The sequence below is a fragment of the Pseudomonas sp. Marseille-Q1929 genome (assembly GCF_017316265.1).
Taxonomy (GTDB): Bacteria; Pseudomonadota; Gammaproteobacteria; order Pseudomonadales; family Pseudomonadaceae; genus Aquipseudomonas.
The window spans coordinates 151,343-162,119 of sequence record NZ_JAFLWU010000014.1 but is presented as its reverse complement, the minus strand read 5'-3'; the positions used below and the strand labels follow the sequence as shown (position 1 = coordinate 162,119).

Sequence of the window (10,777 nt, the reverse complement as noted above, 5' to 3'; positions counted from 1 at the left end):
GCTTGGGCGGGCCGGATACTGTCTTGGGCAAGTATTCGCCGTCGGGATTGGGTTCGCAGTGGTCGTGGTGGTGTTCGTGGTTATTCGGTTCTTGGGGTCGACGGGACATAACAATACGCTCCTCGCAGATGGGAACGCGTCAGAACTGCGGCGCGCGCTGGCAAGGAAATCAGATACTCGCGTGGGGGGGGGGGCGTCTAGCTGTGAGAATTGACAGTGCCGACGAAAGGCAGCTGACCCGCCTGAACATTCACACTTTTTCTTACATATTTTTCACGTTTTATTCACATCTACAGCCGTAGTGTGAAGCCTCATCCGTTACAAATGTTGCATATCAAGCCCGCCGCCCCAGCGGGCTTTTTTTTGCCTTGGATTTGCTCTAACGCGAAGCCTTGGCGACCGGCGCCGCCGCTTGTTCACGAATCGCGCGCTGGGTATCCAGCACCCGCGCCAACGCGGTTTCCGCCTCAGGGCTCTGCTGCGGCACGCGAATCGCCGCCGACACCAGGGTGATCAACTTGGCCATCACCTCGGCATCCGTCGCCGGGCGGCCCAGGCTCATGGAGTTCATCAGCAGGCGCAGTTCGGTGCCGGCCATCACCCCGGAAATCGCCTTGAGGGCAAATTGCAGGCGCACGCCCAGCTCGTTGCGCGGCAAGTCCGGCAGGGCCAGGGCGAAGGCTTCGAAGAAGCGCTGGAACACCGGCTGGTAATGCACCTTGAGGTATTCCTGGATAAACGGCGAGGTGTCGCTGTAGACGCGGCCAAGAAAGCGGATGAAGGAGCGCCCTTCCCCATTGGCGCTCGCCGGGTCGCTGCGCTCCAGGCCCATGGCCGGGGCGAACAGCACGCCAAGCAAGGTGTCGCAATCGAGGGGGCCGTCGGATTCAGCTTCACACCGCGCCAACAGTTCCAGGCGCTGCTCGTTGAGCGGTTCCAGGCGCTGCATCAGCAGGGTTTTCATCAGGGAATCCTTGTCCCCGAAGTGGTAGTTCACCGCCGCCAGGTTGACCTGGGCACGCTCGGTAATCTGCCGCAACAAAACCGCGTCGTATCCGTACTTGATGAAGAGGGCCTCAGTCGCATCCAGCAATCGAGTTTTGGTAACGTTTGGAGCGCTGAGTTTCTTCGCGACCATAAGAGTTCCACGGCGGAAATATTGTTTTAAAAAATAATTTGATTTTTTATACCGGGGCGGCTGGCCGAAAGCAAGTAGTGACACACCGCCATATCATGCCAAGCCCTTATGGATAGGCGTATGACGGCGAGTCAGAGGGTTTATCCTGGCCCGGAATGCCCTTCAGATGAATCGTTTCAAAGGATAAAAACGCTCTACATCGACGGCTGGCGGAGCAGGTTGAACGCAGTTACTATTCAAACAATATTTTAAAAACAAGAACTAAAACCAGTCCGTGACGCGCACCAGGCAGCTCCCGAACTTGTTACAAGGCTTTACCAGGGGGCATGGCGGCAGCGGCGAGACTGAAGGCGTAGTCATGATGACAGATACCCCCGCGCACCCAGGCTTGATCTCCCTGCAAGGCATCGGCAAGCGCTATCAGCTGGCCGGGCAACAGCTGTCCATTCTCAATGACGTCAGCCTGGCCATCGCCCGGGGTGACAGCTGCGGCATCCTCGGCGCCTCCGGTTCCGGCAAAAGCACCCTGCTCAATATCCTTGGCCTGCTGGACTTGCCCAACTGCGGCCAGTACCACTTCGCCGGGCACGATATCTTCAGCGCCAGCCCCGATGAACTGGCGGCGATCCGCAACCAGCAGATCGGCTTTGTGTTCCAGAGCTTTAACCTGCTGCCGCGCCTCAGTGCGCTGGACAACGTGGCCCTGCCCCTCAGTTATCGCGGCATCTCGCGCCACGAATCGGTGGAGCAAGCCCTGCGCATGCTCGAACAAGTCGGCCTGGCCGAACGCGCTCACCACCGCCCCGCCGACCTCTCCGGCGGCCAGCGCCAACGCGTGGCCATCGCCCGTGCGCTGGTGGGCAACCCCTCGGTGATCCTTGCCGACGAACCCACCGGCAACCTCGACAGCCGCACCGCCCAGGACATCATGGACCTGCTCCTGGCCCTCAACCGCGACCAGCATGTGACCCTGATCATCGTCACCCACGACGCGCAGATCGCCGCGCGCCTGGACCGCAAGATCCTCGTGCGCAACGGCGTGGTGCAAGAGGCCCCGCGCCCATGAGCCTGCGGGTCGAGCAGAGCCTGAGCCAACTGCTGCATGAAGCGTTCGTCAGCCTGCGCACCCTGGGCAAACGCTCGGTGCTGGCGCTGCTGGGCATCGTCATCGGCAGCTCCTCGGTGGTGGCGCTGATCAACATCGGCCACAACGCGGCGGTGGACGCCGCGCTGATCTTCAAGGACATGGGCACCGACACCCTGGTCGCGCAGTTTCCGGCCAAGGTCGGCAGCAGCCGTCCCATGCGCACGCACCTGGACCTCGACGCCGTGCGTCAGGCCGTGCCGGGCATCGCCCATATCGGCGCGCTCAGCCTGTTCAGCGGGCCCGTGGTGTTCCATGGCCGTACCGCCAACGCCAACCTTGTCGGCAGCACGCCGGACATCCAGGACGCCATGCGCCTGAGCCTGCGCGAAGGTCGCTTCCTGTCGGACTTCGACGCCAACGAAACCTTCGCTGTGATCGGCGGCCAACTCGCCCAAACCCTGAGCACGCCCGGCGACCCGCTGAAACTGGGGGAACGGCTGCGCATCAACGACTACCTGTTCCTCATCGTCGGCATCCTGCACAGCCAGCCCCGCGCGCTGTTGATGCCGGTGCAGGGCGACGAATCGTTGTTTATCCCCGCCGCAGGCATGCAGCGCATCTACGCCAACCCGCAGATCGGCAACGTGGTGATCCGCGCCGCTCCCGGCCAGGACATGGAGGCCATGGCCAACGCCGCCAGCGCCGTCCTGCAACGCCAACTCACCGACCACAGCGTGGACATCCAGGTACCCCAGCAAATGATCGATGGCATGACCCGGCAAAGCCGCACATTCGCCTACCTGCTGCTGGCCCTCGGCGCGATTTCCCTGGTGGGCGGCGGCGTCGGCGTGATGAACGTGATGTTGATGAACGTCTCGGAGCGGCGCCGTGAGATCGGCATCCGCATGGCCCTCGGTGCGCGCCAGCGGGATATCCGCAACCTGTTCCTGCTCGAAGCCGTGACCCTCACCGCCGTCGGTGCCGCCTGCGGCGCGGTGCTCGGCATCACCGCCGCCTGGCTGTATGCCTGGCTGTCGGGCTGGGCGTTCACCCTCGCCGTCGCCGCCCTGCCCCTCGGGGTCGGCAGCACGCTGCTGGTGGGGCTGTTCTTCGGTATCTACCCGGCGGTCTCGGCGTCCCGGTTGCAGCCGGTGGAGGCCTTGCGCGATGAATAAAGGCCTGCTGTTCCTGGCGCTGCTGAGCCTGCCGTGCGCGGCCGCCGACGTGGTGATCAACCCTTCGGCGCCGAGTAGCAGCCGCAGTGTCTCGCTCAACGCCCAAATCACCAGCGTGACCCTCGGCGACGCGGTATACCTGGGCCTGCGCAATAACCCGGCGATCCGCAGCGCGTACCTGCAACGGGTGGCGCAGAAGTTCGACCTGCGCGTTGCCGAAGACACCTTCAACCCCAAGCTCACCCTCAACAGCTACTACCGCAGCACCCGTGGCAGCGCCGACAACGCGCGCAACGCCAACCTCGCGCCGGCCACCAGCCTGCTCGGCGAATACGGCACGCGCCTGAGCATGGGCTGGACCCAACAACTGAACACCGCCGACCGCGCCGGCCGCTACCGCAGTGACGGCCTTGACCTGGCGATCATCCAGCCGCTGATGCGCGGCGCCGGCTGGGACGCCACCACCGCGCCGCTGCGCCTGTCGCGCCTGGCGGAGCAGGCCAACCGCCTCAACCTCAAGGCCACCGTGGCGCAAACCATCAGCCAGATCATCGCCACCTACCGCGAACTGCTGCGCGCCCAGGAACAACTGAGCATCGTGCAGGACGCCCTGAAACGCTCCGGCACCTTGCTGGAGGTGAACAAGGCGCTGATCGCCGCCGGGCGCATGGCCGAGTTTGAAATCGTGCAGACCGAAGCCGATATCGCCACCCAACAACTGGGGGTGGAAGAAGCTCAGAACCAGCTCGACAGCAGCCGCCTGGCCCTGCTGCGCCTGCTGGCCCTGGACCTGTCCACGCCGATTCGCGCCACCGAAGCCCTGGAGGCCAAGCCCATGCAGATCGACAAACGCCAAGCCTTCAACCTGGCGCAGAACCAGCAACCGGAATACCTCGCCGCCCTGCTCGGCAGCCAGCAGGCCGACCTCAACCTGGTGATCGCCAAGGATTCCGGGCGCTGGCAAGTGGACCTGGTGGCCGGCGCGAACCAACTGCGCGACGCCTACAACAATGACAACGGCAGCGGCAACAACCGCACCTGGAACAGCTACGCCGGCGTGCAGGTGCAGATCCCCATCGGCGACATCAGCACGCGCCAGGCCGAAGTGCGCGCGCGGGTGAATGTGCAGGACCAGGAGATCCGCATCACCGACGCGCGCCAGGAACTGGAACGCAACGTCAACGATGTGGTGCGCGACCTCGGCACGCGCTGGCGCCAATATGAAATCTCCCAGCGCGCGGTCGAACTGTCGCGGCGCAAGATCGACATCGAACGGGAAAAACTCAGCGCCGGGCGCTCCACCAACTTCCAGGTGCTGAGTTTCGAGAGCGATTTGCGCAACGCCGAAAACGCCCAGCTCAACGCGCTGATCGCTTATCTGAACGCCCAGACCCAACTCGACTTGACCCTGGGCATGACGCTGGAAAGCTGGGAAATCGCCCTCAATGACTACTAATCGCAAACGCCTGATCGGCGCACTGTTGATCCTGCTGGTGGCCGTCGCCGGGTTCGCCTTGCGCAGCCCGGCGCAAAGCCCAGCTTCCAGCGAACAGTGGCTGGCGGTGCAACCCGACGCGCTGGTGCACCAGATCGGTCTGGTGGGCAAGATCGAGCCCGACACCACGATCACCCTCACCGCGCCGTTCGACGGCAATGTGCAGGCCAACCTGGTGGAGCAAGGCCAGCGGGTCGAGGCCGGCCAGGTGCTGTTGCGCATGGACCCGGCCACCCTTGAAGTGCAACTGCGCGACGCCCTGTCCGCCCAGCTCAAGGCGCGACGCACCGTGCAAGAGATGCAGGACTGGGCCAACGGCCCCATCGTCAGCCGCGCCCGCCGCAGCCTGCGCACCGCCGAGATGAGCGCCGGCAACACCCAGCGCAAGCTCACCGAAAGCGAACACCTGTTCCAGCGCGGCATCATCCCGCGCAACGAACTGGACGACCTCAAGCAACAGACCCAACAGCAGCAACTGGACCTCGCCTCGGCGCGCAGCGAACTGCAACAGGCCATCGGCCAAGGCCAGGGCGAATACCGGCAGATCGCCGAGATGGAACTGACCAACGCCACGGTCAAGTACGAGGCCTTGCGCCAACTGCTGGAAGGCCGCGAGGTCAAGGCACCGTTCTCCGGCATCGTCGTACCGGCCCCCGGTGCCAACACCCCGCAAGCCGGTGCAAACAGCAACGCCCCGGTGCAGGCCGGCAGCAAGGTCAGCCAGGGCCAAGTGCTGTTTGGCCTGGCCAATATCGAGCGGCTGAAAATCGTCACCAAGGTCTCGGAGCTGGACATCAACCGACTGCATCAAGGCCAGGCGGTGGAAGTGCTGGGGGACGGCTTTGACGGCGAACGGCTCAACGGTTCGGTGAGTGTGGTCAGCGGCTTGGCGATGACCAGCGACGGCCAGGGCAGTGCACAGTTTCCGGTGACGCTGTCGATCCCCCAACTCACGCCGCAACAGTTGCAGCGGGTGCGGCTGGGGATGAGTGCGCGGTTGACTATCGTGACCTACAACAATGCGCAGGCAATGGTGGTGCCGGCGCAAGCGATCAGCGCTGGTGAGGTGGAGTATCGCGAGGCGATGGACAAACCGGTGGAACGGGTCAAGGTCACGACCGGGCAAGCGACACCTCAGGGGGTCGAGGTGTTCGGCCTCAAGCCCGGCTTCGTGAAGGTCGGCAGCTGAAACGCTATTCAATTGTGGGAGCTGGCTTGCCTGCGATAGCGGTCTGTCAGTCAATGCATCCTCAGCTGACCCACCGCTATCGCAGGCAAGCCAGCTCCCACATTTAGATCTCTGTCAGCTTCAAGGCCAGCGCTTTGGCTTGCAGTGCCACATCCGTTACCGCCGTACTCTCCCACCAAAGCCCCCGCAACGGCGGCCCCATGGCAAACAACCGCTCGCTCACCCGCCCCTGCGCATCCACCACCGCCCCACTGGCATCAGCGGCAATCCCCAGTGCCAACGGCCCGGGCTGGATCAACCCGCGCTTGAGCAGTTGCTGCGGCAATGGCCGGGCCACGCGGCGCCAGTCGTATTCGATGCCGCTGGAGTTGATCAGCGCAGCCCCCGACACGAGCGTGATCGCCTGTTCGCCGCGAGGGCGCAAACGAATGCTCACGCCTTCGGCCGACGGCTCCAAGCCCTTGAACGAAGCCGCCCGAATGCGCAACCGCCCGGCTTCATGCAACCGCGCCACCAACTGCGCACTCAACGGCGGCGAGCGATGGTGATGGCTCTCCCACCAGGGCCGCACATGCCTTACAAACTGACGCTTCTCCCGTTCGCTGGCCTGGCTCCACAACCGACCGATATGCGCGCGCACGGTGTCCAGCGGCGCCTGCCAATCGATGCCCTGCGCCTGCGCCATCCGGCATTGGCGGCGCACTTCGCGCAGCAGTTGCCGAGGACTGCGCAGGCTGTGGTCCTCGGCGAGAAAATCCACCCAGCCCGGCGGCTGCCGGCGTACATGGGGCAGCAGGCCATGGCGTGAAAAAATCTCGATAGGCCCACGATGACCGGCCTGTTCCAGCGAGACCACGGCATCGACCATGGTCAGCCCGGAGCCGATGATCAGCACCGTGGCCTGCGGGTCAATCTGCGTCATGGTCTGCACGTCCCAGGGATCGACCGCCGCTGCGTTCAAGCCACTGGATTCAGTCTGCGGTGTACGCGCCGCCGGGAACATGCCGGTGGCCAATACCGCAAAGGCGCCGCGCAGTTGCTGGCCGTTATCGAGGGTCAGCAACGCTGAACCGTCCTCCACTTGCAGGTCCACTACTTCGCCGCGCACATGCTCGACAGTGGACGCCGACAACGCCTTGGCCTCGGCCAGTCGCTGCTGCGCATACAGGCCGAAAATCCCGCGGGGCGGGAACAGTTCGCTGATCGGCACGTGCTGCTGGTCCGACTCCGGCCAACCACCGGCGCCGATATAGGCGGTGAGCCATTGGGTCAGGTCGTCGGCATTGTCCGGGTCGACGCTCATGCGTGCGGCGTTGCCGTTCAACGTGTGACCCAGCTCAACGGCGCTATAGGCCTCGCCACGGCCCAGCTCGGCGCGCGGCTCGATCACCAGGATCTGCCGCGTGCCCGGCAACCGCAGCAGCTGCACCGCGAGCATCGTGCCGCTTAGCCCGCCACCGATGATCAGCACATCAGCGTTGCGGATGGATTCAGTCATGCGTGTTCGCCTTTACTGTTTACCCAGATAAATGTCATGCAAATCGCCCCGCGCCAACAGCTCGGCGGCGCTGCCACTCAAGGCCACGCGGCCAGTATCCAGCACGTAGCCGTGGGACGCATAGGTCAGCGCGACATTGATGTTCTGCTCGGCGATCAGGAAGCTCACCTGCTGTTCGCGATTGAGCTGGGCGATGATCGCAAAGATCTCCTGCACGATCATAGGCGCCAAACCCATCGACGGTTCATCGAGCAGTACCAAAGTAGGACGGGTCATCAGCGCCCGTCCGATGGCGACCATCTGCTGCTCGCCGCCCGACGTCAGCCCGGCGCGGGTGTGGCGCTTGGTCTTGAGCCGGGGGAACCAGCTGTAGATGCGTTCCAGGTCGTGTTCCATGGCCTTGCGGCTCAGGCGCCGTACAAAGCCGCCGCTGCGCAGGTTGTCTTCCACCGTCAGCTGGCCAAACACATGGCGGCCTTCCAGCACGTGGACCATGCCTTGGCGCACGCGCTGGCTGGGGTCTACCCCGGCCAGGTCGCGCCCGGCATACTCGATGCGGCCACGGCTGACCTCGGCGCGCTCAGCGCGCACCAGCCCGGAGATCGCCTTGAGCGTGGTGCTCTTGCCGGCGCCATTGGCGCCGAGCAAGGCGACGATGGCGCCCTTGGGCACCTGTAGCGAAACCCCGGCCACCGCCAGGATCGCGCCGTCGTAGATCACTTCGATGTCGTTGACCGTCAGCAGCGACGGGCTGGCGGATTCAGCGGCGGGCTGGCTCATGGTCTATTCGTCCCCGGTGCAGGTGCGCGGCGTCAGGCCTTTTTCCTTGGCGAAGGCCGCGGACTTTTCGTCGATCAACGGGCGCAACAGCGCACGGTCGGCGGCGATCCACTCGCTGACCAAGGTCCAGTTGGCGCCATCCCATTGCTGTACGCGCGCCGAGCCGCCGCCTTCGTGGTCACGGCACGACAGCTTGAGGTTTTGCATCAGGCCCAGGTAGCCCATGTCCTTGAGGCGCGCGTCGTCGATGTTCAGGTGCTCCAGGCCCCAGCGGCCTTCTTCACCGTTGAGCGGGCGCTTGCCGAACTTGGCCTGGCCGGTGCGGATCGCTTCCACCGCCACGGCGGCGTTTACCAGGCCGGAGTTGTAGTAGACGCTGCCGAAGTTTTTCAGGTCCTTGAGGTCGCTGTGGCCCTTGTCGAGGATGTATTGCTTGAGGCGTTTGTGGATCTCGAAGTCGGCGCCGGCCGGGTATGGCGTCAGCGCCAGGTAGCCTTTGGCGGCAGCACCGGCGGGCAATACGTCTTCGCTGGAGCTGGCCCAGATGTCGCCGATGATGTGGTCCACCGGGAAGCCAAAGCGCGCGGCGGTCTTCACCGCAACAGGCGTCGATACGCCCCAGGTGCGCAGGAACACCCAGTCCGGGTTGGCCTGGCGCACCTGGCGCCACTGTGCAGATTGCTCGTTGCCCGGATCGGCCACCGGGATCTGGATATTTTCAAAGCCGTATTTTTCCGCCAGCAACTTCAGCGGGCCGAGGGTTTCGCGACCGTAGGCCGAGTCGTGGTAGACCGTGGCGATCTTCTTGCCCTTGAGCTTGTCGAAACCGCCCTCTCGCTGGGCGATGTAGTTCACCAGGGTCGAAGCCTCGCTGTAGAAGGTCAGCATCACCGGGAAGTTGTACGGGAACACCGTGCCGTCGGTGGCTTCGGTGCGCCCGTAACCGAGGGTGATCAACGGGATCTTGTCCACTTCCGCGCGCTCGCTCAGGGCATACGCCGCCGGTGCGCCGTTGGGCTGGTACACCGCGACCGGCGCGCCGTCCAGGCCGTTCTTGAAGCGCTCGTAGCACTCGATGCCCTTCTCCGCCGTCCATTCGGTCTCGCATTCCTGCCAGACCAATTTGACGCCGTTGATGCCGCCTTCCACCTCGTTGATATAACGCAGGTAGTCGATCATCCCAGCCCACACCTGCACGCCGCTGGAGGCATAGGCGCCGACGCGATAGGTGGCCAGGGGAATGAATTGCTGGTCCGGCGAGGCGATTGCCTGGGGCACGGCGCCGGCCAGGGTGGCCAGCGCAAACGCAGCGCCGACCAGGGAACGTTTCAAGGATGCACGCATGGAAGATTCTCTTGGGAAGTTAGAAACGCAGCGGCCACTGCCGCACACGGTCACGCAGGTTGTGCAACAGGCGGATCAAGCCTTCGGGTTCCTTGATCAGGAACACGATGATCAACACGCCAAAGATGATTTTCTGCAGGTTCTGCAACTGCCCCGCATCCACCGAGCCGCCAAACAGCGCCTGCCCGGCATGGCTGAGGAAAATCGGCAGCAAACTGATAAACGCCGCACCGACGAAGTTGCCGGCGATGCTGCCCATGCCACCGATAATGATGATGAACAGGATCTGGAATGAGCGATTGATATCAAAGCTGCTGGCGCTGGCCGTGCCCAGGTAGGCAAAGGCCCACAACGCGCCGGCTATCCCCAGGTAGAACGAGCTGACCGCAAACGCCAGGCGCTTGTAGCGCACCACCGGAATGCCGACCACGGCGGCGGCGGTGTCCATGTCGCGGATCGCCATCCAGTTGCGCCCCACCTGGCTGCGCACCAGGTTGATCGCGGTCCAGGTCAGCAGCAGCACCGTGACCAGCGTCAGCAGGTAGCGGCCCAGCGGGGTGTTGAGGTCATGGCCGAACAGCGCCAGCTTCGGCGCGGAGATGGTCCCGGACGAGCCGTAGTTGTAGAACCAGGGGAATTTGACGAACAGCCACTCCAGGAAAAACTGCGCGGCCAGCGTGGTGACCATCAGGTAAAAGCCTTTGATCCGCGAACTGGGCAAGCCGAACAGCAGCCCGACCAGCGCGCTGATAATCCCGCCACCGAGCAGTGCCACCGGCAAACCCAGCTCCGGCAAACGCAGCAAAAACCCGTAGGTGGCAAACGCGCCGACGGCCATGAACCCGGCGGCGCCCACCGAGGTTTGCCCGGTGTAGCCGGTCAACAGGTTCAAACCCAGCCCGGCCAGGGACAGCACCAGGAACGGGATCAAAATCGCGTTCAGCCAATAGTCATTGCCCCACAGCGGCACTACGACAAATGCCAGCGCCAACAGGCCCAGCAGGCCCCACGGGATACGCCGCTGAATCAGCAACAAGGGCGCGGTTTCTTGCGCAACAGGAATCGACATGG

9 protein-coding genes are annotated in these 10,777 nt (G+C 64.0%); 4 read left to right on the top strand and 5 right to left on the bottom strand.

The window, feature by feature from the left end:
• Nucleotides 1–379: 379 nt before the first annotated feature.
• A complete protein-coding gene (locus J1G37_RS16925) occupies nt 380–1,138 on the bottom strand; it encodes a TetR/AcrR family transcriptional regulator (RefSeq protein WP_207043561.1) in 759 nt (252 codons plus the stop codon).
• A 358-nt stretch (nt 1,139–1,496) separates the two neighbouring features.
• Between J1G37_RS16925 and J1G37_RS16920 the strand changes: the two genes are divergently transcribed.
• The 4 genes from J1G37_RS16920 to J1G37_RS16905 are packed head-to-tail and all read left to right on the top strand — an operon-like array spanning nt 1,497 to nt 6,084.
• On the top strand, nt 1,497–2,204 hold the full coding sequence (locus J1G37_RS16920) for an ABC transporter ATP-binding protein (RefSeq protein ID WP_207043559.1): 708 nt from the start codon (nt 1,497–1,499) through the stop codon (nt 2,202–2,204).
• The gene (locus tag J1G37_RS16915; protein ID WP_207043557.1) at nt 2,201–3,400 is read left to right on the top strand and encodes an ABC transporter permease; all 1,200 of its coding nucleotides are present in this window, start codon (nt 2,201–2,203) and stop codon (nt 3,398–3,400) included. Before J1G37_RS16920 ends, J1G37_RS16915 begins: the two co-directional genes overlap by 4 nt.
• The gene (locus tag J1G37_RS16910) at nt 3,393–4,856 is read left to right on the top strand and encodes a TolC family protein (RefSeq protein WP_207043555.1); all 1,464 of its coding nucleotides are present in this window, start codon (nt 3,393–3,395) and stop codon (nt 4,854–4,856) included. Before J1G37_RS16915 ends, J1G37_RS16910 begins: the two co-directional genes overlap by 8 nt.
• Nucleotides 4,846–6,084: an HlyD family efflux transporter periplasmic adaptor subunit gene (locus J1G37_RS16905; RefSeq protein WP_207043553.1), complete on the top strand. Its 1,239-nt coding sequence runs from the start codon at nt 4,846–4,848 to the stop codon at nt 6,082–6,084. The genes J1G37_RS16910 and J1G37_RS16905 overlap by 11 nt, the downstream gene beginning before the upstream one ends.
• Before the next feature lie 103 nt (nt 6,085–6,187).
• Here the strand turns inward: J1G37_RS16905 and J1G37_RS16900 are convergent, their stop codons facing one another.
• Genes J1G37_RS16900 through J1G37_RS16885 form a run of 4 tightly spaced genes read right to left on the bottom strand, consistent with a single transcriptional unit; the run spans nt 6,188 to nt 10,775 of the window.
• The gene (locus J1G37_RS16900; protein ID WP_207043551.1) at nt 6,188–7,582 is read right to left on the bottom strand and encodes an FAD/NAD(P)-binding protein; all 1,395 of its coding nucleotides are present in this window, start codon (nt 7,580–7,582) and stop codon (nt 6,188–6,190) included.
• Nucleotides 7,583–7,594: 12 nt separating this feature from the next.
• On the bottom strand, nt 7,595–8,362 hold the full coding sequence (locus J1G37_RS16895; RefSeq protein ID WP_207043549.1) for an ABC transporter ATP-binding protein: 768 nt from the start codon (nt 8,360–8,362) through the stop codon (nt 7,595–7,597).
• Nucleotides 8,363–8,365: 3 nt separating this feature from the next.
• Entirely contained in the window at nt 8,366–9,706 is a 1,341-nt protein-coding gene (locus tag J1G37_RS16890; RefSeq protein ID WP_207043547.1) for an ABC transporter substrate-binding protein, read from the bottom strand.
• Nucleotides 9,707–9,725: 19 nt separating this feature from the next.
• A complete protein-coding gene (locus J1G37_RS16885; protein WP_048728676.1) occupies nt 9,726–10,775 on the bottom strand; it encodes a branched-chain amino acid ABC transporter permease in 1,050 nt (349 codons plus the stop codon).
• Between the last annotated feature and the right edge of the window lie 2 nt (nt 10,776–10,777).

What these genes read in the sequence shown, in the direction of transcription:
- J1G37_RS16905 (WP_207043553.1), top strand. Translation starts at nt 4,846, where the DNA reads ATGACTACTAATCGCAAACGCCTGATCGGCGCACTGTTGATCCTGCTG.
- J1G37_RS16900 (WP_207043551.1), bottom strand. Translation starts at nt 7,582, where the DNA reads ATGACTGAATCCATCCGCAACGCTGATGTGCTGATCATCGGTGGCGGG.
- J1G37_RS16895 (WP_207043549.1), bottom strand. Translation starts at nt 8,362, where the DNA reads ATGAGCCAGCCCGCCGCTGAATCCGCCAGCCCGTCGCTGCTGACGGTC.
- J1G37_RS16910 (WP_207043555.1), top strand. Translation starts at nt 3,393, where the DNA reads ATGAATAAAGGCCTGCTGTTCCTGGCGCTGCTGAGCCTGCCGTGCGCG.
- J1G37_RS16890 (WP_207043547.1), bottom strand. Translation starts at nt 9,706, where the DNA reads ATGCGTGCATCCTTGAAACGTTCCCTGGTCGGCGCTGCGTTTGCGCTG.
- J1G37_RS16920 (WP_207043559.1), top strand. Translation starts at nt 1,497, where the DNA reads ATGATGACAGATACCCCCGCGCACCCAGGCTTGATCTCCCTGCAAGGC.
- J1G37_RS16885 (WP_048728676.1), bottom strand. Translation starts at nt 10,775, where the DNA reads ATGTCGATTCCTGTTGCGCAAGAAACCGCGCCCTTGTTGCTGATTCAG.
- J1G37_RS16925 (WP_207043561.1), bottom strand. Translation starts at nt 1,138, where the DNA reads ATGGTCGCGAAGAAACTCAGCGCTCCAAACGTTACCAAAACTCGATTG.
- J1G37_RS16915 (WP_207043557.1), top strand. Translation starts at nt 2,201, where the DNA reads ATGAGCCTGCGGGTCGAGCAGAGCCTGAGCCAACTGCTGCATGAAGCG.